Here is a 26,726-nt window from a genome sequence, read left to right as displayed (position 1 = left end):
TCATGAGTATGCCCACGGTGCCCGAGGATCAGCGCTGGACCGGGTCGGCGGTGGTGCCGCCGCGGCCGCCCCGGCGTCATTGGCGATGGGTGCTGGGGGTTGTGGCGGCGCTCGTCGTGATCGCGGTGGGACTGGGTGTGGCGTTCGTACGGATGTCGCCGGCGGTGGCCGACGAGACGTACGTGGCCGGAATTGCCGTTGGTGGTCTTGATGACTCTCAGTTGGAGAGCAAGCTCGACGGGGCCGTGCGGCAGAAGGTCGAACGGCCGGTCACCGTCGAGGTCGGTGACGAGCGGTTCGCGATCAACCCGGCCGAGGCCGGCATCAAGCTGGACGTCGCCGCCACCCGCGACGACGTGGAGATGACCCGCCTGCGGCTGCCCGGCGGCAAGACGCGGCACGATGTGACGCCGGTCATCACGGTGGACGAGAGCGCCGCCAAGAGCGCGCTCGACGCCAAGGTGAAGCCGTTCAACAAGGAGCCGCGCGACGCCTCGGTCAAGCTGGCCTCGCCGCAGACCGTGATCGACGGCAAGGGCGACCTGTCGTACCAGGCCTCCACCAAGGGCGTGACCCTCGACAAGGGCGAGCCCGGGCGCGGGGTGGACACCAGCGACGCCGTGCGGCGGCTCGTCGACACCGTGCGTGACGGCGGGACGACGCTGAAGCTGTCGGTGACGACGCTGAAGCCGGGGAACGCCAACCCCAAGCTGGCCGGGGTAGACCAGCTCATCGGCACCTTCACCACGTACCACCCCTGTTGCGCCCCTCGCGTCACCAACATCCACCGGATCGCCGAGCTGATCGACAACACCGTGGTGCCGGCCGGTGGGACCTTCTCGCTCAACGACGCGGCCGGCGAGCGCACCCGGGCCAACGGCTTCGTGGCCGCGCCCGCCATCGTCGACGGCGAGCTCGAGGACCAGCTCGGCGGCGGGGTCTCGCAGTTCTCGACGACGCTGTTCAACGCGGCCTGGTTCGCCGGCCTCGACGTCGTCAAGCACCAGCCGCACTCGCTCTACATCAGCCGCTATCCCCCGGGCCGGGAGGCGACCCTGGACTGGCGCGCGATCGACAACGTGATCAAGAACGACACGGACGCGCCGTTCGTCATCCGGGCCCGGACCACCGACACGTCGGTGACCGTCGGGATCTACGGGCACACCGGCGACCGCGAGGTCTCGTCGGTGACCGGGCCGCGCCGGCCCAGCGGTGACGCGGGCGGTTTCCGGGTGTCGGTGACGCGCACGATCAACCAGGACGGCGCGGTCAAGGACAAGAACACGATCAGCTGGACGTACAAGGGCCTGGACTGACCCCGCACCGAGTGGGTAGAAATGGCCCGGTGAAGACGATGGCGCGCGCGTTGGTGGCCGGCGGTCTGGTGCTCTCCCTGGCGGGGTGCACCTCCGACGAACCACCGGCGCCACCCAGGCCGACCGTCGAGCCGACCACCGCGCAGCGGGAGACCGGGATCACGCTGACCGCGACCCCCGTGCGCGGCGGCGACGGCCAGGCCCCCTTCGACCAGCAACGGCAGCTGAAGGTGCCGGCGGGCTGGACGGTCAGCGTCTACGCCCGCGTCCCGAGCCCGCGCCTGCTCGCCTTCGCCCCGGACGGCCGGCTGCTGGTCTCCCGGCCCAAGTACGGCGACGTCCTGGCCGTCACCCAGGGCAAGCAGAGCACCCTGCTCAAGGGCCTCAGCCTGCCGCACGGCCTGGCCTTCCAGGGCGACACGCTCTATGTCGCCGAGAGCGACAAGCTCGATTCCTATGCGTACGCCAACGGCCGCGCCACGGGCAAGCGGATCGTGGCCGGCGGGCTGCCCGACGCCAAGAGCCCCGAGCTGCGCGGCGCCTACTCGCACGCGCTGAAGAGCGTCGCCGTCGGCCAGGACGGCGCCCTCTACGTGTCGATCGGCTCCACCGGCAACGTCTCGGCCGAGGACCGCGAGGCCACCCCCGAGCGCGCGTCCATCCAGCGCATCCCGCCCGGCGGGGGAAAGCCGGCCACGTTCGCGCGCGGTGTCCGCAACGGCACCGGCCTGGCCGTCGCCCCCGACGGATCGGTCTGGACGGCCGTGAACAACCGCGACAACATCGCCTATCCCCACGACGGCGCGGACAAGGGCAAGGTCATCACCTCGTACGTCAACGACCACCCCCTGGAGCCCCTGGCCAAGCTCACCCAGGGGCGCGAGCTCGGGTGGCCGTACTGCAACCCGGACCCCGACCTGAAGACGCTGAACTACACCAACCGCCCGTTCATCCGCGACATCCAGATGAACCCCGACGGCAGCAAGCTCGACTGCGCCACTCTGAAGCCGGCCGAGCAGGGCATGGGCGCGCACTCCGCTCCCCTGGGCCTGGCGTTCGGCGAGGCCGGCTCGCTCGGCGCGGGCGCTCTCGTGGGCGTGCACGGCTCGTGGAACCGGCAGCCGCCCCGCGAGCCCGAGGTGTCGTTCTTCGCCTGGCGCGCCGGCACGCTCGGCCCGCAGCAGACGATCGTGACGGGCTTTCAGGCCGGGGACGGGTCACGCTGGGGACGGCCGGTCGCGGCCGTCGCCGGCCCGGACAAGGCCCTGTACGTCAGTGACGACAAGGCCGACGCGATCTACCGCATCACCATGTCCTGAGTTTGCCGCCCGCCCGATCGGGCACCCGTGGCCGCATGCGTGCATTGGTGCTGGGTTGTTCCCTGAAGTCGTCCGAGAGCGAGTCGAGCAGTGAGCTGCTCGGCCGGGAGGTGCTGGCCGCCCTGGCCGACCACGACGTGGAGGGCGAGGTGCTGCGCGTCGTCGACCTGGGTGTGAAGTTCGGCGTCAGCGCGGACGAAGGCGCGGGTGACGGCTGGCCCGGCGTACGGGAAAAGATCTTGAACGCCCAGATCCTGATTCTGGCCACGCCGATCTGGATGGGCCAGCCGTCGAGCGTGGCCAAGATGGTGCTGGAGCGCCTGGACGCGGAGATCTCCGGCACTTCCATGTACGGCAAGGTCGCGGCCGTGGCGGTCGTCGGCAACGAGGACGGCGCCCACCATGTGACGGCCGAGGTCCTCCAGGGCCTGAACGACGTCGGCTTCACGATCCCGGCCGGCGCGTCCACCTACTGGGTGGGCGAGGCCATGGGAAAGGTCGACTACAAGGACGCGGGCCCGAAGCCGGACACGACGGGCGCCTCCACCAAATCCCTCGCGGCCAACGTGGCCCATGTCGCGCGGCTGCTCATGGACTCGCCCTACTGACGGACGTTCCCGTTGAGCCAGTCGCGCAGCGGCTCGCTCGCCCGGAAGAAGTCGACGACCCGCTTCTTGGCCGCGGCCGTGCCGAGCCAGGCCGCGGGCTCCCAGTCCTTCCAGGTGGAAAGCCCTTTGTGGCGCAGCAGCTCGACGCGCGGATGGTCCTTCGGATAGCCGCGCGGGGCCGTCTTGAGGCTGTCGTGGCCGACGACGCCGACCTTGCCGTTCGCGATGATCTTCGCGAGCTCAGGCCCGGTCAGGTCGTTGGCCACGGCCCGGCGGTAGCGGTCGAGCTGCTCGGGCTCCATGTGGTAGATCCCGGAGCCGGCGGCCAGGCCGTCGGCCGAGAGCTGCACGTAGCCGCCGAACTCGAGCCAGGCGCCGAGATGCGTCTTGTACGGGGTCTTGTCCTTGCTGAACCGCACGTCGCGGTAGGGCCGGAAGATCTTGCCGGGGCCGAACTCCGGTTCGAGCTCGTCCAGCAGCTCCTGCATGGGGCCGCGCACCTGCTGCTCGTAGAACTCCAGGTGCGCGGTCCAGTACGTCTTCGAGTTGTCGGCGCTCAGCCCTTCGTAGAACTCGAGCGCCTCACTGGGCCAGCCGCGGAAACTCACGGCCCCATTTCACCAGATGAGGGCGTCCTTGTAGCGGGGCGCGGTTGTCGTGCCGAGCGCTTCGAGGGAGAGCCCCGGATATCCGGCGGTCTGGAAGAGCCAGTAGGTGTTGTCCGTCCGCACGTTGAAGCCCTTGTGGCTGACGTTGTAGAGGCCGATGAACCAGACCTTGTACGACCCCGAGTCGATCAGGATGCTGTCGGTCTGGCACTTGCCCTGTGGCACTTCGGTCAGTTTGAGGGAGGCGCCGGTGCTGGTCACCACCTTGGCGTACGCGGTGTAGTTGCCGTGGGCGCACACCTTGATCGTGGTACGGATGCCGGCCGCCGCGGCCTCGGCCGGCGGCGCGGCGGCGAGCGCGCCCCCGAGCAGAGCGGTGGCTACGCCGAGTGAGGCGGTGAGGGAGGTTCGCATACTTTCCCCCACGCAGCGCCGCGCACCGGGTTCACCGGGCGGCGCTGACGAACAGCTCCACGAGGTCGAGAGTTGCCTCACCCGTCCACACGATCGACGCCACCGCGAGGGCGATCGGCACGGCATAGAGGACGCGCGGCGCCTTGGCCGTGCTCGGTTGCAGCAGGCGGGCGACCCGGCGCGGAATCACCCCGCCGGCCGCCGCGGCGTGCAGATGCGCCGGGGTGCGCGGCGCCGTCCCGGCCAGCGCGGCGGCCCCGATCGCCCGGGCCACCACGGTGCGGCTGCCCAGCTCGGCCGCGGCCCGCTCGTCGGCCGCCCGCTCGATCAGATAGTCGACGTGCCGCCCGACCCACCACAGGGCCGGATGCGCCGCCACCGCCAGATCGGCCGCGCGGGCCAGCCGGTGATGCCGCTCGGTCAGGTGGGCGTTCTCGTGCGCGAGCAGCGCCTCGAACTGACGCTCGGTGAGCGCCTCCCGCATACCGGTGGTGACCACGACCCGCCCCGGCCGACCCGGCACCGCGAAGGCCCGCGCCTCGTCGTCGTCGACCATGATCAGCCCACCGGCGTCGCCACCGGCCGGGATGAGGGCCAGCACCCGCCGGTGACGCCTCAGCCGCCAGACCAGCGCGATCACTGCGTAGGCGAGAAGGGCGATGCTCAGCCAGGGCACGAAGGGCACGCGCTCGGTGTCCTCGTAGACGACACGGGTGGACCACCCGAGCGCCGAGCCCACGACCGGGATCTCAGCGACCGCGTGCAGCGCGAACAGCACCAGGTTGAACGTGCTGGCCGCGGCCACGGCGAGGGCCGACCAGGCCACCGCCCTGGCCGCCGAGGCCGGCGCCAGCCGGTCGGCCAGCCACCGAACCGCCAGCACGACGAGCGGTGGCACCACGATCACGGACCAGATGAAGTGGTCCAACATGACGCTCCCCCTCTCGGCTCACCCGACTGTACGAGAGAGGAGGTCAGGGAGCCACTGCCGGGAACGTCACACCTCGTATTGACATGCATGAATCAAAGGCGTAAACCGTTGTTAACGTTCACAGCCGCGTGACTCCCCGGGTGGCGAGAGCTGCTCCGCGCGCAACGCGAAAGGGGTTTCCATGAAACTGTGGAGGACGGCCGCAGCGCTTCTGCTGGCCGCCGCGAGCCTGGTGGCCACCGGTGGCCAGGCGAGCGCGGCCGGCACCGGGCCGTGTGACATCTACGCCAGTGGCGGCACGCCCTGCGTGGCGGCGCACAGCACGACGCGGGCGCTGTTCGGGTCGTACGGCGGGTCGCTCTATCAGGTCCGCCGCTGGTCGGACGGCGCCACCTCGGCCATCGGGGTGCTCAGCGCCGGCGGCTACGCCAACGCCGCCGCCCAGGACTCGTTCTGCTCCGGGACCTACTGCACCATCGTGCGGATCTACGACCAGACCTCACGGCACAACGACCTGACCATCGCCCCCGGCGGCGGCGCCAACCCCACCGCCGACCAGGGCGCCAACGCGGCCGCCCTGCCCGTGACGGCCGGCGGGCACAAGGTCTACGGCGTCTACATCTCGGCCGGCAACGGCTATCGCAACAACGCCACCAACGGCATCGCCACCGGCAGCGCACCCGAGGGCATGTACATGGTCACCGAGGGCACGCACGTCAACGACCGGTGCTGCTTCGACTACGGCAACGCCGAGACCAACAACATGGACACCGGAAACGGCGACATGGACGCCATCTACTTCGGCAATCTCTGCTGGTTCTCGCCCTGCTCGGCCGGTCCGCGGGTCGCCGCCGACCTGGAGAACGGCCTGTTCGCCGGCGGCAACGGCTCATGGACGGCCAACACGGGCCGCACCAGCGCCTTCGTGACGGCCGTTCTCAAGAACAACGGCACTTCGGCGTACGCCATCAAGGACGGCAACGCTCAGTCAGGCGGCCTGAAGACGCAGTACAACGGCGCGCTGCCGACGCAGTCCGGATACCACCCGATGACCAAGCAGGGCGCGATCATCCTGGGCATCGGCGGCGACAACAGCAACGGCTCGGTCGGCTCGTTCTTCGAGGGCGTCATGACCAGTGGCTATCCCTCGGACGCGACGGAGAACTCCGTACAGGCCAATATCGTCGCCGTCGGCTACAGCAAGAGCGTCACGTTCCCGGTCAACGGGGCCACCTATCGCCTGACCAACCTGGCCGCCGGCAAGGTGCTCGACGCGGTCAACTGCGGCACCGCCAACGGCACCGGCGTGCAGGTGTGGCAGTCGCTGGGCAACACGTGCCAGCAGTGGCGCTTCACCAGTGTGGGCGCTAACAAATGGACGATCACGAATGTGAACAGCGGCAAGGTGCTCGACGCCGTGAACTGCGGGCTGGCCCTGGGCACCGCGGTCAACCTGTGGCAGTCGCTCGGCAACACATGTCAGCAGTGGGCGGTCATCCCGGCCGGCAACGGACGGTACGAGCTGGTCGTCGAGAACAGCGGCATGGTCCTGGACGACCAGAACTGTGGCACCGCCAACGGCACGAAGGCCCAGCTCTGGATGTGGCTCAACAACACCTGCCAACTCTGGGCCATCGCACCCTAGGAGGTCGATCGGTGTGGCGGCGGCGCGGGCCGCGGCCACACCGATCCGCGCGACGATCGAGGTCGGCGCCCGTGGCAAGATCGCCTCAGAACCAGCATCGACGAGGGGGTTCGGGCGATGGCGGAGCCGGAGACCAGACCGGGGAGCGGGCCGCGCGATGATCGCAGCCCCTGGAACTGGTTGCTTCTCGTCCCGATCGTCGTGCCGCTCCTGACATTCCTCTACAACCGGGACGAACCGCGGCTGTTCGGCTTCCCGGCCTTCTACTGGATCCAGCTTCTCTTCATTCTCCTGGGCGTCGTGGCGACCACGGTCGTCTACCGGGTGACGAAGCGGAGGCGGCGCCCATGAGCGACCACATCACCGAGATCGTCATCTTCACGACCCTGTTCCTGCTGGTCAGCGGCATCGGCTTCGTGGCCTCCCGCTGGCGCGCCCCCAAGGACATGGCCCACCTCGACGAGTGGGGCCTGGGCGGGCGCAACTTCGGCGGCTGGATCACCTGGTTCCTCGTCGGCGGCGACCTCTACACGGCGTACACGTTCGTCGCCGTACCCGCACTGATCTTCGGGGCCGGAGCGGCCGGGTTCTTCGCCATCCCGGACACGATCATCACTTATCCGCTGTTCTTCCTGATCCTGATCAGGCTGTGGTCGGTGTCGCACCGGCACGGCTTCGTGACGCCGGCCGACTTCGTGCGCAGCCGGTTCGACTCGCCCACGCTGGCCCTGCTGGTCGCGATCACCGGCATCGTCGCCACCATGCCGTACATCGCCCTCCAGCTCGTCGGACTCGAAGCGGTCCTCAAGACCATGGGCGTCACCGGCGACAGCCTCCTCGCCCGGCACGCCCCGATCATCATCGCCTTCGCCATTCTGGCCGCGTACACCTATCAGTCGGGTCTGCGGGCTCCGGCCCTGATCGCGTTCGTGAAGGACGCGCTGATCTACATCGTGATCCTGGTGGCGGTCGTCTACCTGCCGTTCAAGCTGGGCGGCTGGGGCGACATCTTCGACGCCGCCGACGAGAAATTCCAGGCCAGCGCCTCACCCAACGACGGGATCCTCCTCAACGTCAACAATCAGTTGCAGTACGTCACCCTGGCGTTCGGCTCCGGGCTGGCGCTGTTCCTCTACCCGCACAGCATCACCGGCGTCCTGGCCGGCAAGAACCGCAACGTGATCAAGCGGAACATGTCGGCCCTGCCGGCCTACACCTTCCTGCTCGGCCTGCTCGCCCTCCTCGGATACGCGGCCATCGCCGCCAACGTGACGCCACTGCCCGGCGCCACCGCCGGCACCGTCGACAGCAACACGGTCGTGCCACTGCTGTTCGACATGCAGTTCCCGGCCTGGTTCGCCGGCGTCGCCTTCGCCGCGATCGGCATCGGCGCCCTGGTGCCGGCCGCGATCATGTCGATCGCCGCGGCCAACCTGTTCACCCGCAACATCTACAAGGAATATCTGCGCAAGAACGCCTCGCACGCCGACCAGGCCCGTGCCGCGAAAATCGCCTCGCTGGCCGTGAAGATCGGCGCCGTCGCCTGCATCGCCTTCCTCGATCCCCAGTTCTCCATCGACCTCCAGCTCATCGGCGGCGTGATCATCCTGCAGACCGCGCCGGCGGTGGCGCTCGGCCTGTTCACGCGCTGGCTGCACCGAGGTGCGCTGATCGCGGGCTGGGTAGTCGGCATGGGCCTGTCGATGTGGATGTTGTGGCAGATCCCGAACCCGGCCACCAAGCACGCCCACTTCGGTGGATCGGCGTTCCCGCTCTCCGAGTTCGGCCTCGACACCAAGGTGACCATCTACGTCGGCTTCGTGACCGTGGTGGTCAACCTGCTGATCGCCGTGATCGTCACGCTGATCCTGCGGGCGGCCAAGACCCCGGCCGGCGTCGACGGCACCACCAAGGACGACTACTTCGCCGACGAGGGCGACCCGCGCGTCGACCGTGACCCCACGGCCGTCGAGTCGCTTTCGTCCACATGAAGTCAGGCCGGCGGGCGCGGCGGGTCGAGCCGGAACGGCAGGTCGGCCACGATCCGCGTGCCCCGGCCGGGTGGGCTGTGCACGGACAGGGAACCGCCCAGCGCCTCGACGCGGTCCCGAAGGCCGAGCAGCCCCGATCCGCCCGGGTCGGCGCCGCCGGCGCCGTCGTCGCGTACTGACAAGTGCAGCGTCTGATCGCGGTGCTCGACCCACACCTCGATCCGCGTGGCCGCCGAGTGTTTGACCGCGTTGGCCAGCGCCTCCGAGACGACGAAGTAGGCGGCCGCCTCGGTCGGCTCGGCCGGCCGCTCGTCGAGGGCGAGTTTCACGTCGACCGGGATCGCCGAGCGCCCGGCCAGGCCACGCAGAGCCGCGCTCAGACCGCCGCGGGCGAGGGCGGCCGGGTGGATGCCGCGCGCTAACTCCCGCAGTTCGCCGACCGCGGCGGCGAGACCGGCGGCCACGTTCGAGAGCTCGTCGCGCAGACCGCCGAGCGACGCCGGCAGGGAGGACTGGGCCGACCGCACGGCCAGGGCGAGCGAGACCAGGCGCTGCTGGGTGCCGTCGTGCAGGTTCCGCTCGATGGTGCGCCGGGCCTCGTCGGCCGCGGCCACGATCCGCCGCCGCGAGGCCGCCAGCTGCTCGTGGGCCTGGGTGTTGGCCACCGCGGTCGCGACCAGATCGGTGAAGGTGGCCAGCCGCTCCTCGGTGCCGGACGGGAAGGACTCGCCGCGGCGGGTGGCGATGAGCAACATGCCCCAGGTGCGCCCCTCTACGAGGATGGGCGCCGCGATCGCGGACTTCCAGCCCTCCCGCTTGGCGATCTCGGCCGGGTGCCCGGTGGTGGTGCCGTCGTAGCTGGCCACGCGGGCCGGCCGGCCGGTGCGGACCACGGTGCTCACGGCGTTGTGGCCGCCGAGCGTGACCCGGGTGCCGACCGGGAGGCTGTCGGCGTAGGTGCTCCAGCTACCGAGCACCACGGCCGTTCCGTCGCCGTTGCAGCAGGCCACTATCGAGATGTCGGTGCCCAGCACCGTGCCCGCTTCGCCGGCCACGGCGGCGAAGACCTCGCCGGGCGCGGCGTTGTGCGCCACCAGCATCGCGACCCGGCGCAGCGCCGCCCGCTCCTGCGCCATCCGGGCCAGCGCGTGCCGCGACTCGGCGCCGGCGATCGCCGTCGACATCACACCGGCGAACCGCGTCAGCGACGTCTCGGCGTCCGGAGGCAGCGCCCGGCCCGGGGCGGCAGCGGCGGTGAGGATCCCCCACAGCGCACCCTCGGCGAAGACGGGGATGGCGAGGGTCGTGGCGCCGGCCGACATCACCGCCCGGCCGCTCCGGGCCACCGCGGGAAAGAGCTCCTCGCCCAGTGGGGCGCTCGACGAACCCGAGTGACCCACGACGGTCACGTTCCGGTCGCCGGTGAGGCGGGACAGCCGGGTCTCGGCCGCGTCGAGCAGGCGCCCGGCCTCCTCCGCGATGACGTCGAACAACGCCGAGCGCGGTGGCACCCGGGCTCCCAGGCTGGCGATCCGCTGGATGGCGGCCTGCTCCCGCTCGGCCCGGCGCCGATCGGTGACGTCCCGGCCGATGCCGTACCTCTCGTTCCGGCCCGGGAACGACGTGATCGTCCACTCGATGAGGCGGAACGACCCGTCCTGGTGCCGCATCCGGCATTCGCAGGTGAACGAGGCGGCGCCCGGCCGCGGCCGCACGACCAGCTCACGATCGTCCGGGTGCACGAGTTCCAGGTAGGGACGGGCCAGGACCTCGGCCGGTGAATAGCCGAGAACAGTCCGCACGGCGGGGCTGACCCGCTTCCAGTAACCGTTGTGACCGGCCACGACCACCATGTCGGGTGAGAGCTCGACGAAGCGTTCGTACTCGCGGACCACCCGCCGCGCCATCCAAGTCACGACTCTCTCTACGCAGCCACGCCCGCTCGGTTCAGATGGCGCCCGCGTAAGGCTGACTACCGGCTGGCAGGAATGCGCCGCCGGGCCGCGACTGACACTCTTGTCGGGTGAATTTGCGCTGCCTGCTCGTCGACGACAACCGGCAATTCCTCATGGCCGCCCGTGACCTGCTGCAACGCGAAGGCCTGACGGTCGCGGGCACGGCCGGAACCATCGCCGGCGCTCTCGAGCGGACGGCGGAGCTGCGCCCCGATGTGGCGCTGGTCGACATCAACCTGGGCAGCGAGAGCGGCTTCGACCTGGCCGCGCGGCTGGCGCCGACCCCGGTGATCATGATCTCCACCCACTCCGGCGAGGACTACGCCGACCTCATCGCGGCCAGCCCGGCGATCGGTTTCCTGTCGAAGATCGATCTGTCCGCGCGGGCGGTCGCGGAGCTCGTCGACGCCGTCGACAAGACCGATCTGGTGGGCCGCAACCGCGAACAGGACGAGCTCGACGCGCTGCTGGGCGCGGTCCGCTCCGGGCAGAGCCGCGCGCTGGTGCTGCGGGGACCGGCCGGCAGCGGCAAGACCGCGCTGCTGGAGGTTCTGACCGGCCGGGCCGGTCCGGTCCGCGTGCTGCGGGCGGTCGGCGTCGAGTCCGAGTCGGAGATCGCGTATTCGGCGCTGCTCCAGCTCTGCCTGCCGCTGCTCGACGACCTCGACCGGCTCGCGGTCCCCCAGCGCCGGGCCCTGAGCACGGCCTTCGGGCTGGCCGAGGGGCCGGCGCCGGAGCAGCTGCTGGTCGGCGTGGCGGTGCTCGGGCTGCTGGCCGAGGCGGCGGCCGACCAGCCGCTGCTGTGCGTGGTCGACGACGCCCAGTGGATCGACCGGGCGTCCGCGGTGACGCTCGGCTTCGTGGCCCGCCGGCTGTCCGGCGAGTCGGTCGGGCTGGTGCTCGCGGCCCGCGACGCCACCGGCTTCGAGGGCATCCCCGAGTTGCCGGTCGAGGGCCTGGCCGAGCCGGACGCCCGGGCCCTGCTCGACTCGGTGCTGATCGGGCCGGTCGATCCCCGCGTCCGCGACCGGATCGTGGCCGAGACCCACGGCAACCCCCTGGCGATCCTCGAGCTGCCGCGCGGGCTCACCCCGGCCGAGCTGGCCTTCGGCTTCGACGGCTACAGCCGGGCGCCGCTCGAGAACCGCGTCGAGGAGGGCTTCCGCCGGCGGATCGCGGCCCTGCCGCCCGAGACCCGCACGGTCCTGCTGGCCGCGGCGGTCGAGCCGCTCGGCGACGCCCAGCTGCTGTGGCGGGCCCTCGACCGGCTCGGTGTCGGCGCCCGGGCGGCCGCACCGGCCCAGCGGGAGCGGCTCCTCGAGGTCGGCACCCGGGTCCGGTTCCGGCACCCGCTCGTCCGGGCCGCCGCCTGGCATTCCGGCGAGCCGGCCGAGCTGCGCCAGGTTCACGCCGCCCTGGCCGAGGTGACCGACCCGGCCCACGACCCCGACCGCCGGGCCTGGCACCGTGCCCAGGCCGTGCTCGGGAAGGACGACGAGGTCGCGGCCGAGCTCGAGGGCTCGGCCGACCGGGCCCGGGCCCGCGGCGGCTGGTCGGCCGCCTCCGCCTTTCTCGAACGGGCCGCGTCGCTGGCCACCGACCCGGCCCGGCGCGGGAGCCTGCTCGTGTCGGCGGCCGAGGCGGCGGCGTACGCCGGCTCCTACGACCGGGTGACCGGGCTCCTGTCGGCGGCCGAGATGGGGCCGCTCGACGGCCTGCGGCAGACGCTCGTCTCGCGGCTGCGGGCCGAGGTCGACTTCGCGCTGCGCTCCAAGCGGGAGGCCTTCGCGCCCCTGCTGGCGGCGGCGCAGCGGCTGGCCGCCGCCGACCCACAGGCCTCGCGGGACACGTTCCTGCTGGCCGTGACGGCCGCCATGCACACCGGCCGGTTCGGCGGCGACGACCTGCGCCAGGCCGCCCTCTCGGCCCGCGAGCTGGCCCCGGCCGGCGAGACGTTCCCCGATCTGCTGCTGGCCGGGCTCGTCTCGTGGGTGCTGGACGGGCGTACGCCGTCGCTGCCCCTGCTGCACCGCGCCCTCGCCGTCGCCGACTCCCGTTTCATCTGGCTCACCTCGCAGGTCGGTTACGAGGTCTACCGGCTCGACCTGGTCAAGGAGATGAGCGATGCCGCGATCCGGGCCGCCGTCGAGAGCGGGGCGCTCTCCCTGCTGCCCAACGCGCTGGGGATCCGGGCCAACATCATGATCTACGGCGGCCGGCTGGCCGAGGCGGCCGGCATGATGGACGAGATCGACGAGGTCCTCCGGGCCACCGGGGCGTCGGTCTACCAGTTCGCCCCGCTCGTCCTCGCGGCGTACAAGGGACCGGTCGAGACGGCCACCGCACTCTTCGACGAGCGCAAGCGCGAGGCGGCCGTCAGCGGTGACGGCCGGCTGCACGCCGTGGCCTGCCACGCGCTCGCCATCCTGCACAACGGAAGCGGCGATCACCGGGCGGCGCTGGCCGCGGCCGAGGAAGCCGTCGCCCACGGCGACTTCGCGCTCGGCAACTGGCCCCTGCACGAGCTCATCGAGGCGGCCGCCCTCGCCGGGCTGCCCGAGGTGGCCGTCGCCGCCCGCGACCGGCTGGCCGCGATCACGGCCGAGACGCCGACCCCGGTGGCGCTGGGCATCCAGGCCCTCATGGACGCCCTGACGTCGCCCGCGCCGGACGCCGAGAAGCACTACCGCACCGCGATCGAGCGTCTCACCGCCCAGGAGATGACCGCCGCGGTCGCCCGCTCGCACCTGCTCCTCGGCTCCTACCTGCGCCGCGAGCACCGCCTCGACGAGGCCCGGGCCGAGCTGCGCGCCGCCCACCACGCCTTCACCGCGATGGGCGCCCCCGGCTACGCCGAGCGGGCCGCCCGCGAGCTCGCCCTGATGGGCCAGGCCGTGGTCCAGGAGCGGCCCATCGGCGTACAAGAGCGATTGACCCCTCAGGAGGCAGCCGTCGCGCAACTGGCCGCCACCGGCCGGACCAACTCGGAGATCGCCGCCGAGCTGTTCCTGAGCCCCCGCACCGTCGAGTGGCACCTGCGCAAGGTCTTCACCAAGGTCGGCATCACGTCCCGCCGCGACCTGGCCCGGGCTCTGCCCCCGGGCCGGTGAGCCGTCAGACGTCGACGCTGGTGAACTGTTTCCCGGCCGTGTTCACGACCCGCACCGACCGAACGTCGGCCGGGTCGATCAGCGCACTGCCGTTGAGCGTCGTGCCGCCGGACTCGCCGGCCGGCGACACGACCCAGCTGCCGGCCTGGACGGCGTATCCGTCCTTGGCCACCACCTCGAGAACGCACCGCTCACCGGCGGGAATGCCGGACACCGCGGCCGTGACCCGCACCCAGCCGGGCGCGGGGGCCACCGCCGCGGTGATCCGGGCTCCGGTGGTGGGGTCCACCGCCGTCCCGGTACGCGTCCCGGGAACGTCGGTGGGAAGAGTGGACGCGATCGGCGGCTGCGCGGTGGGGGTCTCGGGAGCCGTGGCGCGACCGGCGAGCACCCCGGCCCCGATGACCGCGACAGCGACGACCGCGGCGGCCGACGCGAGCAGCGCCGTGTAACGGTGGCGCTGCCCGGACGACTCCTTGCGGACTTGACGCAGCGTGCGCTGCAACAGGAGGTCACCGCCGTCGGGCGGCCCCTCCATCAGCATGGCCTCGGGCACCGACTCCAGCGCCGTCCGCCAGCCCCGCAACGATTCGACTTCGTCACGGCACTGGGCACAGCCCGGCAGATGCCCCTCGACCTCCCGGCGCTGCTCCGGGGTGAGAGTCCCGACAAGGTAGCCCGCGAGATCGACGTGCTCGCTCATGTTTCACCTCCCTACAGACGCTAGAGACACGACGTGCGTACGGCCGCGGTTCATCCTGATCTCGAACCGGCGGTGTCGTCGCACGCCTGCCCCGCGTTCAGGCAGGTCACGACGCGTTTCATCAGGGCGTCGGGCATGAGGTTGACCATGAAACCATGGTCGGTGAGCGGGCTGTAGCGCTGCCCGTCGAAGGCGTCGACGCGGTAGCGGGCGCCGTGCGGCACCGCGTAGGTCATGGCGATCTCGAGGTGCGGAACGGCGAACGTGCCGGCCGGGCATCCGCCGCCGGCGGCCGGGAAGACCATCTGCTGCCGGTGGTTGGGGCTGTCCAGCTGGCGGCCGTCCCAGCAGCTCGGGAAATCGAAGATCCTGACCACCTCGGCGCCGTCGTCGCAGATCGGGTACTTCATGGTCGTCCGGTCCCGCGTGTTCGAGCAGGACCATGAGGACCGGGCAAGACCATTGTTATTGGTGTACGCGTACGCGTCGCCCACGGCCGCGACGAGCAGGCGGGGCATCGCCACGACCGGCCCGCGCGCGTTGCCGAGATAGCGCATGGTCAGTGCGGTCGGCACCAGCGCCGGGCCGTGGTGATCCTTCGAGCCGCCGAGGCGCAGCACCGGCCAGTAGTACGTGGACGCGTCACCGTTCGTACAGCTGGTGGGCTTGCCCGGAAGATCCTTCACGCCGGAGGCGGGCACCACGCCGAGGTTGCCGACGAAGTCGTGCTCGTGGTGGGCCGGGCCGGCGACGCCGGGCGAGACGACCGGATTGCCGGTGTTGCGGTGGCCGTTCTCGTTGCGGCCGCAATCCCAGGCGTACGACCCGGTGGAGGCGCCGCTGACCGGCTTCGCCGCCGCCGGCACGCGCGCGGCGTCCGACATGGACGTGTAAAAGGCGCGGTCCTCATCCCGTACGCCCAGGAAAGCCACCGAAACGCTCAGAACGACCACCGCCAGCACGGCCTCGACCGCGAGCCCGGGCCGTCCCATCGACATGCCTCTACGGTACGCAGCGCGCCGCCATGGTCACTGTCCGATGCAGAATTTTCTCGTTGGGAAAACTTGCGCGTTGGGCACGTATTGAGGAAAACTTGTCTGTGGCATTCATCGAATCCCCAGAAAGGCACGTGCCATGGACGGCGCCACGCAGGCGGTAGCCGAACGCCTGCAGGACCTGCTCAAGGTCACCCGGCTGCTCAAGCACCAGCGGACGGCGGAACGGCCGGCGATCCCGGCCGGACTGGTCGGGCTGCTCGCGCACATCGACCGCACCCCCACCGGCTGTCACGCCCGCGAGCTGGCCATCCACGCCGCGCTCGACCCGTCGACGATCAGCCGGGCCGTGGCCACCCTCGTCTCCGGCGGCCTGGTCGCCCGCGAGCCCGACCCCCACGACGGGCGGGCCAGCGTGCTGGTCGTGACCGAGAAGGGCCACACCGCGATGGAGGAGGCCATGCGGTGGTACGGCAGCCGGATCGAACAGGCACTGGCCGACTGGACCCCCGACGAGATCGCGACATTCAGCCACGGACTCGAACGCTTCACCCAGGCGCTCGGCGGCGCCACCACCTCGCACGTCACCACGGAGGCCGCGGCATGACCACAGCACCACCCGCACCGTCGAACCACCGGCAGACCCTCGAGGCCCTCAGCGGCCTGCTGCTGGTGCTGTTCGTCGCGATGCTCAGCAGCACTGTCGTCTCGACCGCGCTGCCGAAGATCATCGGCTCGCTCAACGGGTCGCAGACCCAGTACACCTGGGTGGTCACGGCCACCCTGCTCACGGCCACCGCCACCACGCCCATCTGGGGCAAGCTGGCCGACCTGTTCAGCAAGAAGCTGCTGATCCAGCTCTCCATCGTCATCTTCGTGGCCGGCTCGGTGGTGGCCGGCTTCAGCCAGTCGGCCGGCGCGCTGATCGGCGCCCGCGCCTTCCAGGGCATCGGCGTCGGCGGCCTCCAGGCCCTGGTCCAGGTGGCCATCGCCGCGATGATCCCGCCGCGCGAGCGCGGCCGCTACAACGGCTATCTCGGTGGCGTCATGGCCCTGGCCACGGTCGGCGGCCCGCTGCTGGGCGGCCTGATCGTCGACACGTCCTGGCTGGGCTGGCGCTGGTGCTTCTTCATCGGCGTCCCGGTCGCGGTCATCGCGCTGGTCCTGCTCCAGTTCACCCTGAACCTGCCGGTCATCCGCCGCGAGAACGTGAAGATCGACTACCTGGGCGCGACCCTGATCGCGGCCGGCGTGAGCCTGCTGCTCATCTGGATCTCGTTCGTGGACGGCTCGTTCGCCTGGCTCTCGTGGCAGACGTACACCATGGTCGGCGGAACGATCGTGCTGCTCGGCCTGGCCGTGCTGGTGGAATCGCGGGCAAAGGAGCCGATCGTGCCGCTGCCGATCATCCGGGAGCGCAACACGGCCCTGGCCATCCTGGCCAGCCTGGCGGTCGGCATGGCCATGTTCGGCGGCGCGGTCTTCCTGGGCCAGTACTTCCAGATCGGCCGCGGCTACAGCCCGACCGAGGCCGGCCTGCTGACCATCCCGCTGATGGCCGGCGTGCTCGTCACCTCGATCATCTCGGGCCGCCTCATCACCGCCAGCGGCAAGATCAAGCCGTACATCGTGGCCGGCGCGATCGCGCTGGTGGGCGGCTTCGTGGTGCTCTCACCCATCGACCACGAGACGCCGCTGTGGTACATGGGCGTCGGCATGTTCCTGGTCGGCGCGGGCGTCGGCATGAGCATGCAGAACCTGGTGCTGGCGGTGCAGAACAGCGTGTCGCTGAAGGACATCGGCGCGGCCAGCTCGACGGTGGCGTTCTTCCGCTCCCTGGGCGGCACGATCGGCGTCTCGGTGCTGGGCGCGGTCCTGGCCCGCCGGGTGGCCGACCAGATCACGGAGGGCCTGACGGCGGCCGGCATCCCGGCCACCGGAAGCGGGGACGGCAGCAGCAGCCTCAACCTGGCCGCCCTGCCCGACCCGATCGTGAGCATCGTCCGCGCGGCCTACGGCGACGCCACCGGCCACATCTTCCTGATCTCGGCCATCATCGGCGTGGTCGGCGTCATCGCGGCCCTGGCGCTGCGCCCGGTGATGCTCCGCACGAGCATCGACCTGCCGGACGAGCTGAAGTCGGCCGCGGTGGCGGCCGACGCCATCGACGGCGCGGGCATCGACATCGCCCGCACGGAGAAGGACACGCCGGCCCACCGCTGACCCCTCCCGCAACATCACGGCCCCGGAGGCGCTGAACCTCCGGGGCCTTTCGCACGCTGGCAACATGGGGGCCAAAGAGGCCGCTGCCGCTCCGGACTAAAGTTTTGGCTATGAGCGGTCCCACCAGCGAGTTGGTCGGCCGGTCGGCGGAGATCCGCCGGCTCACGGGCCTGCTGACCGGTGATTTTCGAGCCCTGGTGGTCGAGGGCGAGGCGGGGGTCGGCAAGACCGCTCTGCTCGATGATCTCGGCCGGCGGGCCCGGGGCGCGGGCTGGTCGGTGGCCCGCTATCAGTGCGTGGAGGCCGAGCAGAACTTCCCGTACTCCGCGCTCGACCAGATTCTGCGACCGCTCGTGGGCTACGTCGACGCGCTGGCCGACCACCAACGCGACGTCGTGGACGTCGCCCTCGGGCGCTCGCTCGGTGACGCTCCCGCCGTGATGGCCCTCGGCACCGCTGTCCTCGACCTGCTCGTGCTGGCCAGCGACGACCGCCCCCGGGCGATCGTGGTCGACGACGCCCACTGGATGGACGCCGCGAGCGGTCAGGTGCTGATGTTCGTGGCCCGCCGGCTCAGTGGGTCCCCGGTGTGCGTCACGCTGGGCGTGCGCACCGGGGAGCCGACCGGCCTCGACGTCGCCGGGGTCGAGCGCCTCGACGTCCGCCCGCTCGACCCCGCGAGCGCGGCCGAGCTCCTCGACGCTCGTCATCCTGGCCTGTCCCCGGAGCTGCGGGCCGAGGCACTGCGGTGGGCCGTGGGCAATCCGCTGGCGCTCACCGAGTTGCCGGCGTCGCTGGCCGCCCGGTCGCCGGCGGCCTCGAGGACGGAACTGCCGCTGCCGCGGCGACTCGAGCAGGTCTACGCCCAGCGGCTCGGCCGGCTGCCCGACGACGAGAGGTTCGCCCTCCTGCTGCTGGCGCTCGACGGGGTCACGGACGCGGACGGGGCGCACGGGATCCCGCACCGTCTCGACACCGCCCGCGCCGCCGGGCTGGTGGACCACGACCGGCCCGACAGCCGGGCTTCCTTCCGCCATCCCCTGGTGCGGTCGGCTGTCGTCGGCTCCGCCCAGCTGGAGCAGGTGCGGGCCGCGCACCTGCTGCTCGCCGAGGTCCGGGCGCACGATCCGCTGAGGCGCGCCCACCACCTCGCGGCGGCCACCGGCGCGCCCGACGAGACCATCGCGCGCGAGGTGCAGCGGGGCGCGGAGCACGCGGTGCACCGCGGCGGCGCCGCCGTCGCGGTGCGGCTGCTCGTCCGCGCGGCGGCGCTGAGCGAGCACGCGGACCGGCGTGAGCGCCGCCTCGCCGACGCCGCCTTCATCGCCACCCGCGCGGGCCTGCTCGACGAGGCCGCCACCTTGGTGGGGCGGCTGGACCGGCTCAACGGCGACCTGGTCACCCCGTCGACGTTGCTCACCGACGCCACCCTGCAGCTCTACCGCCATGGTGCGGTCAGGCCGACGCATCGTGTGGTCCTCGACCTGGTCCGGCGGCGCGGCCACGACCTCGACGACGAGACGCTTTCCCGCCTGGCCGGCCTGCTGCTGCCGCTCTGCATGTACTCGGCCGACCCGGAGCTCTGGGACCGGACCGAGCCGGTGATCGACGAATACGCCGACCGGCTCAGCCCGGTGACCCTGCTGGTGCGCGATGTCGGCGGTGATCTGCTGCGGCACGCGGACGGGGCCCGTGACCGCGTGGCCGAGGCGTTCACCCGGCCCGGCCTCACCACGTACGACGGGACGATCCTGGCGCTCTGCGCCTACTTCGTGGACTCCCTCGGCGAGCATCGCTCCTTCGTGGACAGGATGGTGCGGCGCGAGGCCGAGGCCGGGTCCCTGACCGACGTGATGACCTTGATGCATCTGACGCTCCTCGACGACACCGTGCGGGGACGCTGGGACGACGCCGCGAAGACCTTCGCGCAGGGCCTGGAGCTGAGCGCCCGGCTCGGGAACGAGATGTTCGGTTACCTCTACCGCGCGTTCTACGCGCGTGTCCTGGCGCAGCGCGGTGACATCGCGGGCGCCCGCGAGCTGGGCCTGGCGGTGGACCTCTGGGCGCGCCCCCGCGGGCTGGGCGTGCTGGTCCAGCACGTGGAGGCGGCCGCGCTCGCCGGTGCGCTCGCGATCGGCGCCTACGGCGCGGCGTGGACCCACGCGCTCGGCCTCACCTCGCCCGGCTCCTTCCGGCCCTACGTGCACGAGTCGTTCCGCTGCGTGCTCGACGTCGTCGAGGCCGGGATGGCCGGCGGCCACGTCGAGGAGGCACGCCGGCACGCCGAGGCCGCGGCCGCTCGGCACGTCGGCGCGGTGTCGCCCCGGATGGACATGCTGTGCACGGCCGCCTTGGCGATCACGGACGCCACCGGTGAGGCCGGCCGGCTGTTCGCGGCCGCGACCGGGCACCCGGCCGCGCCCTCCTTCCCGTTCGACCTCGCCCGCGTCAGCCTCGCGCACGGCCGGTGGCTGCGGCACAAGCGCGACCTGCCCGGCGCCCGCGCCGCCCTGCGGCGTGCCGTCGACCTGTTCGGCGATCTCGGCAGCACGCCGTGGGCCGAGCGCGCCTCGCACGAGCTCGCGCTGGCCGGAGCGTCCGGCGACGAGGCCGCCGACCAGCTCACAAGCCTGACGGCGCAGGAGCTGCGGATCGCCGAACTCGCCGCGTCCGGGTTGACCAACCGGCAGATCGGCGCTCAGTTGTACCTGTCCTCACGCACGGTGGCCACCCACCTCTACCGCGCCTTTCCCAAGCTCGGCATCACCTCGCGCGCCGCCCTGCGCGACGCGCTCGCCGGCGGCGACGAGAGCACCTACGTCGACAGGTGAAGTCATCCGACTGACAACGACCCCTCGCCCTGTCACGAGGCTGGTGGTGAAACCCGGGCCGGTGCCGACGTCCCTCGCACCGTCCCGCCACCACCTCGAGGGACTGATTCGAGAAGGAAGATGCCCAAGTTCACGGTAGGCGCCGAGAGCGGCGCACCGGTGGAGCTGTACTACGAAGTTCACGGCAGTGGGGCGCCGGTCGTGCTCATCCACGGATGGCCGTTGAGCGGCCGGTCCTGGGAGAAGCAGGTCACCGCTCTGGTCGAGGCCGGCTACCAGGCCGTCACCTACGACCGCCGCGGGTTCGGTCAGTCCACACCGGCCTGGGACGGTCATGACTACGACACCATCGCGTCCGACCTCCACGCCCTCCTCACGCATCTCGACCTGTCGCGGGTGACGCTGGTCGGCTTCTCCGCCGGTGGCGGCGCGGTCGCACGCTACATCGCCAACCACGGCACGGCCCGGGTCGCCAAGGCGGTCCTGGCGAGCTCGGTCACCCCGTTCCTGCACGTCACCGAGGGCAACCCCGAGGGCGGGCTCGACGACGGCACGATCGCGCATTTCGAGGCCGGCATCCGCGCCGACCGGCCCGGCTTCGCCGACCAGTTCGCCACGCTGCTCTACTCGGCGGCGGGCACCTCCACGGTCAGCGAGGCGCAGCGACTCTTCGGCCGTGACCTGGCCACCCTCGCGTCGGCGCGGGCCACTCTCACCGGGCCCTCGCAGTTCGGGCGCACCGACTTCCGGCCCGACCTGGAGAAGTTCGACGTGCCGACGCTGGTCATCCACGGAGACTCCGACGCGGTCGTGCCCTTCCACGTCAGCGGCCGCCGGTCGGCCGCCGCGATCGCCGGCAGCGAGCTGGTCCTGATCGAGGGCGGCCCGCACGGCGTCAACGTCTCGCACGCCGACGAGTTCAACGCGGCGCTGCTCGGCTTCCTGGCCCGCTGAACACTTTAAGGAAAATCATGTTCTCCCTCTCGAAGAAGAACCGCCGCCTGGTGATCGGGGCGGCCGGCCTCGGCGTGCTGATCGCCCTGACCGGCGTCGCCGGCCCGGCCGTGGCCGACTTCCGGCACCCCGGAAAGGACAAGCCGACCGTCGTCCTCGTGCACGGCGCCTGGGCCGACGGCTCCAGCTGGGACAAGGTGGCGGCCAAGCTCCAGCACGACGGCTACACCGTGGTGACGCCGCCGAACACGCTGACCGGCGTGAGTGACGACGCCGCGAACCTGCGGGCATATCTGGACACGATCAGCGGACCGGTCGTGCTGGTCGGGCACTCGTACGGCGGCATGGTCATCACGAGCGCCGCGCTGGGCGACAAGCAGGTGAAGGCTCTGGTGTACGTCGACGCGTACATCCCCGACAAGACCGACTCCGTGTTCTCGCTGACCTCGGAAGTGCCGGGTTCGGTCTTCGCGGCCGATCCGGCCACTGTCTTCGATCAGGTCGCGATCCCGAAGAACGCGAACGCCGTCGACCTCTACGTGAAGCCGTCGGTCTTCGGCAAGGCGTTCGCCGGCACGGCGATTCCCGCCAAGGACGTGGCCGTGCTCGCCGCCCGGCAGCGCCCGCTGGTGTCGAGCGCGCTGACCGAGGAGGCCGGCACGCCGGCCTGGCGCACGATCCCCTCGTGGTCGGTGGTCGGCAAGCAGGACGCCGTCATCCCGCCGGCCGAGCAGATCGCCATGTCCCAGCGGGCCCGGGCGCACACCATCGTGATCAACGCCCCGCACCTGTCGATGGTCACCGCCCCGGGTGCGGTCACCGGCCAGATCGAGGCGGCGGCCAAGGCCACCGACTGACACTCCAGCCGGCTGTGGCGTCGCGGCGAGCGACGCCGCGGCCGGCTGTCCCGGTCTCCGGGCCCGGTCAGAAGCGGTGGGTCGAGTCGGCCAGGCGGGTCAGTGCGGGCAGGGCCGCCACGATGGCGTCGCGGTCGGGCTGGTCCAGGTCGTCGAAGAGCTTGTCGATGGTGGCCGCGTAGTGGGCATGGGTGCGCTCGACCAGCTCGCGCCCGGGCGTGGTGGTCTCGACCAGGACGCCCCGGCCGTCGGTGGGGTCGGGCACCCGCTTGACCAGGCCGGCCCGCTCCATGCGGCCGACCAGCTGGGTCATGCCGGGCTGGGAGGCGCGCTCCTGGCGGGCCAGGTCGGTCAGGCGGATGGGGCCCTCGCGGCCCAGGCGCCGCAGCACGGACAGCGCCACGGGGCTGGGGTTGTCCGGGCCCTCGAGCTGGCGCAGGAAGCGCACCAGCTGACCGAGCACCGGCAGCAACTGGGATCCGCGGCTGGGGGTTTCCATAACTAGATTATGCACGCCGTGTCCACTCACGGGACGACGGTGACCGGCCAATGGCCACAGCGTACGAGCTTGACCGCGAGCGAGCCCGCTATGCGATGCAGCACCTTAGCCGACTTGCCCACGATCACGGCGTCGGCCCTGACCTCCTTGGCGGCGGCGATCAGCTCGGCGTACGGCTCACCCGTGCGCACCACGAAGCTCGCCTCGACGCCGAGGTCGGGCAGGTGCGAGCGCAGCTCGCGCTCGATCTCGTCCTGGGCCTCGAAGGCGGTGGCCGCGGCGGCGCCGCTGTCGTCGCCGAGCGGGATCATCGTCGGCGGGCCCTTGCGCACGTAGACCGCGATGAGCCGGCTGCGCTGCCGCCGGGCCAGCCCGGCCGCGTAGGCGGCGGCACGCAGGGACGACGTCGACCCGTCGACGCCGACCAGGATCGCGCTCATCTCAGCTCCTGGGAAAAGGAAACACGGCAAGGTTATCCTGACGGAAACCGTTCAGCAATGGACCGGGAGTGACGTGGCCACATCAACTTCGCCGGGGCGGCCCCGCGACCCCGAGGTCGACCGCCGGATCGCCCGGGCCGCGCTCGACGTCTTCGGCGACACCGGCTGGGCCGGCTTCGCCATGGAGACCGTGGCCCGCCGCGCGGGAGTCGGCAAGGCCTCGCTCTACCTGCGGTGGAGCAGCAAGCAGGCGCTGCTCACGGACGCGCTGGGCGAGGGTCTGCCCCGGATCAGCGACGTCGACACCGGCACGCTGCACGGCGACCTGGTCGAGCTGGCCACCCAGATGCTCGGCCTCTACGCCGGGCCGTCGAGCCGGGCCGCGCTGCGCCTGTCGGTCGAGGCCGGCACGATTCCCGGCGTCGCCGAGCACTACGAGGCGCTGCGGCAGGCGCAGATCCGGGCCGCGCGGGCCATCGTGCGGCGGGGCATCGCCCGGGGCGAGCTGCCGGCGACGGCCTCGGTCTCGCTGCTGCTCGAGACACTGCTGGGCGGGGCCATGATGCACGCGCTGACCACACCGCCGGAAAGGCGGGCCGAGCTGGCGAGCGACACGACGGCGCACGCCCGGCGGCTGGTCGACTTCCTGATGCACTCGGTCACCGCGGGCGCCCGCGCATGATCGTCACCGGAACCGCCCAGCATCGGGCGTGGCAGGAGCGCGTCCTTCCGCCGGTCGAGCAGGTGCGCCCCGGCCTGTGGTCGATCCCGGTGCCGATCCCGGACAACCCGTTGCGCTACACGATCAGTTACGCCTTCACCGGCGAGGACGACGGCGTCCTGCTGATCGACCCGGGCTGGGACTCCCCCGCGGGCCGCGCGGCGCTCACGGCGGGGCTGAGCGCCGCGGGCGCCGGCATCGGCGACGTGACCGGCGTCGTGGTGACCCACGTGCATCCCGATCACCACGGGCTCAGCGGCTGGCTGCGCACCCAGGGGGCCTGGATCGGCATGCACCCGGCCGAGGCGGCGACGCTGCCCCGCCGGCTGTGGAGCGACCGGCGCCCCGAGCAGGACCGGGCGTGGCTGCGGCGCAACGGCGTCCCCGCGGCCGAGGTGGCCGGCCTGGCCGTCAGCCCGGAGCGCATGCGCGGCCTGCTGTCGATGGCCGAGCCCGACCGCACGATCGAGGACGGCGACCTGCTGCCGCTGACCCGCCGCTCGGTGCGGGCGGTGTGGACGCCCGGGCACACGCCCGGCCACCTGTGCCTGCACGACGCGGCGGCCGGCGTCCTGCTCACCGGCGACCACCTGCTCCCCCGGATCAGCCCCACGGTCGCCGTCCACCCGTCGAACGAGGGCGACCCCCTGACCTCCTATCTGGAGTCGCTGGAGCAGACTGGCAAGTTCGCGGCCGAGGAGGCCCTGCCCGCTCACGAATACCGTTTCCGCGGCATCGACGCCCGGGCCATGGCGATGATCGATCACCACGGCGACCGCAACCGGGAGATCCTGCGCGCCCTCGGCGAGCAGGGCACGGCCACCGCCTGGGCGATCGCGGCCACCCTGACCTGGTCGCGGGGCTGGGACAGCCTGCGCGGCCTGATGCGCCGCATGGCCCTGGGCGAGACCCTGGCCCACCTGCACCACCTGGCCACCGTGGGGGCCGTCCGCCGCGTCGCGGAGGAACCCACGAGGTGGGCCCGCTAAGGGATCGGGCCGGTGCGGAGCTGCATGGTGACCTCGCTGCCGTAACGGACGGTACGGCCCGGGGACGGGGACTGCTTCCAGACCCAGGCGCCGGCGCCGCTCTGGCCGGTATAGCGGGGCACCAGGCCGGCGGCCACGACGCGCTGGAGGGCGATCGTCTGGCGCAGCTCGCGGACGAACGGGACCGTGGCCGGGGTGAAGGGCAGCAGGATCCGGCGGATCTGCTGGGCGCAGACGGCGCAGAACTCCTGGTCGATCGCGCGCATCCGGCAGTCGAACTGCGGCCGGAAGGCGCCGCAGTGGTAGTAGTGGGCGCCCTCGTACAGGCCGACGGTCGCGGCCGGCAGCGGGTTGGGCTGCGGATCGCACTGCGAGCAGTCGGCGTTGCGGGTGGTCGGCACGGGCGTGGCCGCCGCGACCAGCGAGCGCCACTTCAGGGTGGCCCGGTTGGTGTTGACGGTGACGTTCGGCTCGCCCGGCTCCACCGCGGGGTGCCGGTTGCGGTCGGTGTCCACGCCGCAGCCGCGGTAGTACTCGTACTCGTCGGCCAGGCCGAACGCCCCGTGACCCATCTCGTGCAGGGCGATCTGCTCGGCGCCGGCGGCCAGTGAGTACGCGGCCACCGAGCCGCCCGAACCGCCGTACTCCTGGGAATTGACGATGACCACGACGGCGTGGAACTGCGGCACCTGGGCGGCCGCGACGGAGAGCGCGGTCGCCTGATTCACCGTCAGCAGCCGGCGGATGCCGTTGTTGCAGAACGCCGCGTCGAAGTACGTCCGCGCGGTGGTGCCGGGCCCGCCGCAGGCGGCCGGGTCGTCGGCGCCGCTGTCGGTGGAGGTGACGTCGACGCGGTAGAGGTTGAGGCCGGGCCAGACGCTGTCGAAGGGGCGGGTGCCCTCGAGCCGGGCGCAGAGCCGGCCGGCGTCCTGGTGATATTGGGTGATCTGGTTGGCGCGGTAGCCGTCGCCGAGGATGACCAGGTTCCAGCGCTCGGTGGGCGGGCCGTGATCGATGATGCGGGTGACACCCAGCACCTGGCCGTCGGCGGTGGTCACGACTCGTCCCTCAGCGACACCCGCGCGATCTCACGGACCCGCCGCGTCTCGTCCGGCCCGCCCGGGTCGTCGACCAGGGCCAGGTGATCGGCGCCGGCCAGATCGGGGACGAGCACGGTGAAGACACCCGAGGGCCGGTCGACCGGCGCCCGCTCGACCGTGCGGCCCGGCTCGGGCGAGAACACCTCGACGCCGTCCGGGATCGGTGGCAGGGCGCGGCGTTCGAGCACTCCGCCGTCGGCCGTACGGAGCTCCGCGCGCAGGCCGGCCTCACCCTCCCCGGTGGCGGGGATCGTCATCTCGACCCGCTGTCGGGAGACGACCCGCACGTCGTCACCGTCGTACTCGAACACGAGGCGCAGCGCCGGCTCAGTCATGTCCGGACCGTACGCCCGGCCCACACAAGGCACAGCGTTTCTGTCGCTGATCGTGCCGACGGCGATTTGTGCGTTTGTGCGGCGAGTACTAGACACCGGGGCTAGTCCCTTCCGCCTGCGTGAAGGCGGTGCGACAGTCCGTGATCGGCGATTAATTGCGTATCCGGGATGACCTGGGGAAT

24 protein-coding genes are annotated in these 26,726 nt (G+C 71.7%); 14 read left to right on the top strand and 10 right to left on the bottom strand.

The window, feature by feature from the left end; all coding sequences use genetic code 11:
* Positions 1 to 2: 2 nt before the first annotated feature.
* From ACQP2X_RS18045 to ACQP2X_RS18035, 3 genes are read left to right on the top strand one after another with little or no spacing between them, the layout of a single operon-like run.
* Entirely contained in the window at positions 3 to 1,316 is a 1,314-nt protein-coding gene (locus ACQP2X_RS18045) for a VanW family protein (RefSeq protein WP_498698422.1), read from the top strand.
* A 38-nt stretch (positions 1,317 to 1,354) separates the two neighbouring features.
* Positions 1,355 to 2,635, top strand: a complete 1,281-nt coding sequence (locus ACQP2X_RS18040) for a gluconolaconase (RefSeq protein WP_498700966.1) — start codon at positions 1,355 to 1,357, stop codon at positions 2,633 to 2,635.
* A 35-nt stretch (positions 2,636 to 2,670) separates the two neighbouring features.
* A complete protein-coding gene (locus ACQP2X_RS18035) occupies positions 2,671 to 3,243 on the top strand; it encodes a flavodoxin family protein (protein ID WP_498698419.1) in 573 nt (190 codons plus the stop codon).
* On the opposite strand, the gene ACQP2X_RS18030 is transcribed toward ACQP2X_RS18035, so the two are convergent.
* The 3 genes from ACQP2X_RS18030 to ACQP2X_RS18020 are packed head-to-tail and all read right to left on the bottom strand — an operon-like array spanning position 3,237 to position 5,196.
* The gene (locus ACQP2X_RS18030; protein ID WP_498698416.1) at positions 3,237 to 3,851 is read right to left on the bottom strand and encodes a DUF2461 domain-containing protein; all 615 of its coding nucleotides are present in this window, start codon (positions 3,849 to 3,851) and stop codon (positions 3,237 to 3,239) included. The two genes, ACQP2X_RS18035 and ACQP2X_RS18030, sit on opposite strands and share 7 nt — an antisense overlap.
* Before the next feature lie 9 nt (positions 3,852 to 3,860).
* Positions 3,861 to 4,265, bottom strand: coding sequence for a hypothetical protein (locus ACQP2X_RS18025; RefSeq protein WP_498698412.1), 405 nt, complete (start codon positions 4,263 to 4,265; stop codon positions 3,861 to 3,863).
* A gap of 31 nt (positions 4,266 to 4,296) precedes the next feature.
* The gene (locus tag ACQP2X_RS18020) at positions 4,297 to 5,196 is read right to left on the bottom strand and encodes a M48 family metalloprotease (RefSeq protein WP_498698410.1); all 900 of its coding nucleotides are present in this window, start codon (positions 5,194 to 5,196) and stop codon (positions 4,297 to 4,299) included.
* 181 nt (positions 5,197 to 5,377) lie between these two features.
* Between ACQP2X_RS18020 and ACQP2X_RS18015 the strand changes: the two genes are divergently transcribed.
* The 3 genes from ACQP2X_RS18015 to mctP all read left to right on the top strand — a co-directional run bounded on the left by ACQP2X_RS18015 (position 5,378) and on the right by mctP (position 8,832).
* On the top strand, positions 5,378 to 6,841 hold the full coding sequence (locus ACQP2X_RS18015; RefSeq protein WP_498698408.1) for an arabinofuranosidase catalytic domain-containing protein: 1,464 nt from the start codon (positions 5,378 to 5,380) through the stop codon (positions 6,839 to 6,841).
* 117 nt (positions 6,842 to 6,958) lie between these two features.
* A complete protein-coding gene (locus ACQP2X_RS18010; RefSeq protein ID WP_498698407.1) occupies positions 6,959 to 7,192 on the top strand; it encodes a DUF3311 domain-containing protein in 234 nt (77 codons plus the stop codon).
* On the top strand, positions 7,189 to 8,832 hold the full coding sequence (gene mctP, locus ACQP2X_RS18005) for a monocarboxylate uptake permease MctP (RefSeq protein ID WP_498698405.1): 1,644 nt from the start codon (positions 7,189 to 7,191) through the stop codon (positions 8,830 to 8,832). Before ACQP2X_RS18010 ends, mctP begins: the two co-directional genes overlap by 4 nt.
* A 2-nt stretch (positions 8,833 to 8,834) precedes the next feature.
* Here the strand turns inward: mctP and ACQP2X_RS18000 are convergent, their stop codons facing one another.
* Positions 8,835 to 10,739, bottom strand: coding sequence for a GAF domain-containing protein (locus ACQP2X_RS18000; RefSeq protein ID WP_498700963.1), 1,905 nt, complete (start codon positions 10,737 to 10,739; stop codon positions 8,835 to 8,837).
* A 116-nt stretch (positions 10,740 to 10,855) separates the two neighbouring features.
* On the opposite strand from ACQP2X_RS18000, the gene ACQP2X_RS17995 reads away from it, so the two are divergent.
* On the top strand, positions 10,856 to 13,897 hold the full coding sequence (locus ACQP2X_RS17995) for an ATP-binding protein (RefSeq protein WP_498698403.1): 3,042 nt from the start codon (positions 10,856 to 10,858) through the stop codon (positions 13,895 to 13,897).
* 4 nt (positions 13,898 to 13,901) lie between these two features.
* Here the strand turns inward: ACQP2X_RS17995 and ACQP2X_RS17990 are convergent, their stop codons facing one another.
* Both ACQP2X_RS17990 and ACQP2X_RS17985 read right to left on the bottom strand, forming a co-directional pair.
* Complete coding sequence (locus ACQP2X_RS17990; protein WP_498698400.1) at positions 13,902 to 14,600, bottom strand: zf-HC2 domain-containing protein; 699 nt, start codon at positions 14,598 to 14,600, stop codon at positions 13,902 to 13,904.
* A gap of 50 nt (positions 14,601 to 14,650) precedes the next feature.
* The gene (locus ACQP2X_RS17985; protein WP_498698399.1) at positions 14,651 to 15,598 is read right to left on the bottom strand and encodes a DUF1996 domain-containing protein; all 948 of its coding nucleotides are present in this window, start codon (positions 15,596 to 15,598) and stop codon (positions 14,651 to 14,653) included.
* A gap of 136 nt (positions 15,599 to 15,734) precedes the next feature.
* Between ACQP2X_RS17985 and ACQP2X_RS17980 the strand changes: the two genes are divergently transcribed.
* The 5 genes from ACQP2X_RS17980 (at position 15,735) to ACQP2X_RS17960 (ending at position 22,460) form a co-directional block, all read left to right on the top strand.
* Positions 15,735 to 16,202 carry a MarR family winged helix-turn-helix transcriptional regulator gene (locus ACQP2X_RS17980; protein WP_498698397.1) on the top strand — a complete coding sequence of 156 codons (468 nt, stop codon included), beginning with the start codon at positions 15,735 to 15,737 and terminating at the stop codon, positions 16,200 to 16,202.
* Complete coding sequence (locus ACQP2X_RS17975; protein WP_498698396.1) at positions 16,199 to 17,818, top strand: MFS transporter; 1,620 nt, start codon at positions 16,199 to 16,201, stop codon at positions 17,816 to 17,818. The genes ACQP2X_RS17980 and ACQP2X_RS17975 overlap by 4 nt, the downstream gene beginning before the upstream one ends.
* Positions 17,819 to 17,928: 110 nt before the next feature.
* Positions 17,929 to 20,649, top strand: a complete 2,721-nt coding sequence (locus tag ACQP2X_RS17970; RefSeq protein ID WP_498698395.1) for an ATP-binding protein — start codon at positions 17,929 to 17,931, stop codon at positions 20,647 to 20,649.
* A 120-nt stretch (positions 20,650 to 20,769) separates the two neighbouring features.
* Positions 20,770 to 21,603, top strand: a complete 834-nt coding sequence (locus ACQP2X_RS17965; protein WP_498698394.1) for an alpha/beta fold hydrolase — start codon at positions 20,770 to 20,772, stop codon at positions 21,601 to 21,603.
* Between the two features lie 17 nt (positions 21,604 to 21,620).
* Positions 21,621 to 22,460, top strand: coding sequence for an alpha/beta fold hydrolase (locus ACQP2X_RS17960; RefSeq protein ID WP_498698389.1), 840 nt, complete (start codon positions 21,621 to 21,623; stop codon positions 22,458 to 22,460).
* Positions 22,461 to 22,527: 67 nt separating this feature from the next.
* Here the strand turns inward: ACQP2X_RS17960 and ACQP2X_RS17955 are convergent, their stop codons facing one another.
* Both ACQP2X_RS17955 and ACQP2X_RS17950 read right to left on the bottom strand, forming a co-directional pair.
* On the bottom strand, positions 22,528 to 22,959 hold the full coding sequence (locus ACQP2X_RS17955; RefSeq protein ID WP_498698387.1) for a MarR family winged helix-turn-helix transcriptional regulator: 432 nt from the start codon (positions 22,957 to 22,959) through the stop codon (positions 22,528 to 22,530).
* A 26-nt stretch (positions 22,960 to 22,985) separates the two neighbouring features.
* Complete coding sequence (locus tag ACQP2X_RS17950) at positions 22,986 to 23,399, bottom strand: universal stress protein (protein ID WP_498698384.1); 414 nt, start codon at positions 23,397 to 23,399, stop codon at positions 22,986 to 22,988.
* Positions 23,400 to 23,472: 73 nt separating this feature from the next.
* Here ACQP2X_RS17950 and ACQP2X_RS17945 point away from each other — a divergent pair, with 73 nt between their 5' ends.
* Together ACQP2X_RS17945 and ACQP2X_RS17940 are read left to right on the top strand one after the other, a co-directional pair.
* Positions 23,473 to 24,081 (top strand): TetR/AcrR family transcriptional regulator, encoded by a 609-nt coding sequence (locus tag ACQP2X_RS17945; RefSeq protein WP_498698382.1) that lies wholly within the window; start codon positions 23,473 to 23,475, stop codon positions 24,079 to 24,081.
* A complete protein-coding gene (locus ACQP2X_RS17940) occupies positions 24,078 to 25,109 on the top strand; it encodes an MBL fold metallo-hydrolase (protein WP_498698380.1) in 1,032 nt (343 codons plus the stop codon). Before ACQP2X_RS17945 ends, ACQP2X_RS17940 begins: the two co-directional genes overlap by 4 nt.
* On the opposite strand, the gene ACQP2X_RS17935 is transcribed toward ACQP2X_RS17940, so the two are convergent.
* Complete coding sequence (locus tag ACQP2X_RS17935; RefSeq protein ID WP_498698379.1) at positions 25,106 to 26,167, bottom strand: M64 family metallopeptidase; 1,062 nt, start codon at positions 26,165 to 26,167, stop codon at positions 25,106 to 25,108. The genes ACQP2X_RS17940 and ACQP2X_RS17935 overlap by 4 nt on opposite strands.
* Positions 26,164 to 26,544 carry a hypothetical protein gene (locus tag ACQP2X_RS17930; RefSeq protein ID WP_498698378.1) on the bottom strand — a complete coding sequence of 127 codons (381 nt, stop codon included), beginning with the start codon at positions 26,542 to 26,544 and terminating at the stop codon, positions 26,164 to 26,166. The genes ACQP2X_RS17935 and ACQP2X_RS17930 overlap by 4 nt, the downstream gene beginning before the upstream one ends.
* Positions 26,545 to 26,726 lie beyond the last annotated feature (182 nt).

Source organism: Actinoplanes sp. CA-131856 (assembly GCF_050956135.1).
Classification (GTDB): domain Bacteria; phylum Actinomycetota; class Actinomycetes; order Mycobacteriales; family Micromonosporaceae; genus Actinoplanes.
Note: the sequence above shows the minus strand (reverse complement) of the source record. Positions and strands in the feature narration are given on the sequence as shown.

Bases quoted from the DNA above. Each gene is read 5' to 3' on its own strand.
- ACQP2X_RS17940 (WP_498698380.1), top strand. From the start codon at position 24,078: ATGATCGTCACCGGAACCGCCCAGCATCGGGCGTGGCAGGAGCGCGTC.
- ACQP2X_RS18000 (WP_498700963.1), bottom strand. From the start codon at position 10,739: ATGGCGCGGCGGGTGGTCCGCGAGTACGAACGCTTCGTCGAGCTCTCA.
- ACQP2X_RS17930 (WP_498698378.1), bottom strand. From the start codon at position 26,544: ATGACTGAGCCGGCGCTGCGCCTCGTGTTCGAGTACGACGGTGACGAC.
- ACQP2X_RS17975 (WP_498698396.1), top strand. From the start codon at position 16,199: ATGACCACAGCACCACCCGCACCGTCGAACCACCGGCAGACCCTCGAG.
- ACQP2X_RS18045 (WP_498698422.1), top strand. From the start codon at position 3: ATGAGTATGCCCACGGTGCCCGAGGATCAGCGCTGGACCGGGTCGGCG.
- ACQP2X_RS18010 (WP_498698407.1), top strand. From the start codon at position 6,959: ATGGCGGAGCCGGAGACCAGACCGGGGAGCGGGCCGCGCGATGATCGC.
- ACQP2X_RS17990 (WP_498698400.1), bottom strand. From the start codon at position 14,600: ATGAGCGAGCACGTCGATCTCGCGGGCTACCTTGTCGGGACTCTCACC.
- ACQP2X_RS17980 (WP_498698397.1), top strand. From the start codon at position 15,735: ATGGACGGCGCCACGCAGGCGGTAGCCGAACGCCTGCAGGACCTGCTC.
- ACQP2X_RS17970 (WP_498698395.1), top strand. From the start codon at position 17,929: ATGAGCGGTCCCACCAGCGAGTTGGTCGGCCGGTCGGCGGAGATCCGC.
- ACQP2X_RS18025 (WP_498698412.1), bottom strand. From the start codon at position 4,265: ATGCGAACCTCCCTCACCGCCTCACTCGGCGTAGCCACCGCTCTGCTC.
- mctP (WP_498698405.1), top strand. From the start codon at position 7,189: ATGAGCGACCACATCACCGAGATCGTCATCTTCACGACCCTGTTCCTG.
- ACQP2X_RS18015 (WP_498698408.1), top strand. From the start codon at position 5,378: ATGAAACTGTGGAGGACGGCCGCAGCGCTTCTGCTGGCCGCCGCGAGC.
- ACQP2X_RS17965 (WP_498698394.1), top strand. From the start codon at position 20,770: ATGCCCAAGTTCACGGTAGGCGCCGAGAGCGGCGCACCGGTGGAGCTG.
- ACQP2X_RS18035 (WP_498698419.1), top strand. From the start codon at position 2,671: ATGCGTGCATTGGTGCTGGGTTGTTCCCTGAAGTCGTCCGAGAGCGAG.
- ACQP2X_RS17960 (WP_498698389.1), top strand. From the start codon at position 21,621: ATGTTCTCCCTCTCGAAGAAGAACCGCCGCCTGGTGATCGGGGCGGCC.
- ACQP2X_RS17985 (WP_498698399.1), bottom strand. From the start codon at position 15,598: ATGTCGATGGGACGGCCCGGGCTCGCGGTCGAGGCCGTGCTGGCGGTG.
- ACQP2X_RS17950 (WP_498698384.1), bottom strand. From the start codon at position 23,399: ATGAGCGCGATCCTGGTCGGCGTCGACGGGTCGACGTCGTCCCTGCGT.
- ACQP2X_RS18020 (WP_498698410.1), bottom strand. From the start codon at position 5,196: ATGTTGGACCACTTCATCTGGTCCGTGATCGTGGTGCCACCGCTCGTC.
- ACQP2X_RS17955 (WP_498698387.1), bottom strand. From the start codon at position 22,959: ATGGAAACCCCCAGCCGCGGATCCCAGTTGCTGCCGGTGCTCGGTCAG.
- ACQP2X_RS18040 (WP_498700966.1), top strand. From the start codon at position 1,355: ATGGCGCGCGCGTTGGTGGCCGGCGGTCTGGTGCTCTCCCTGGCGGGG.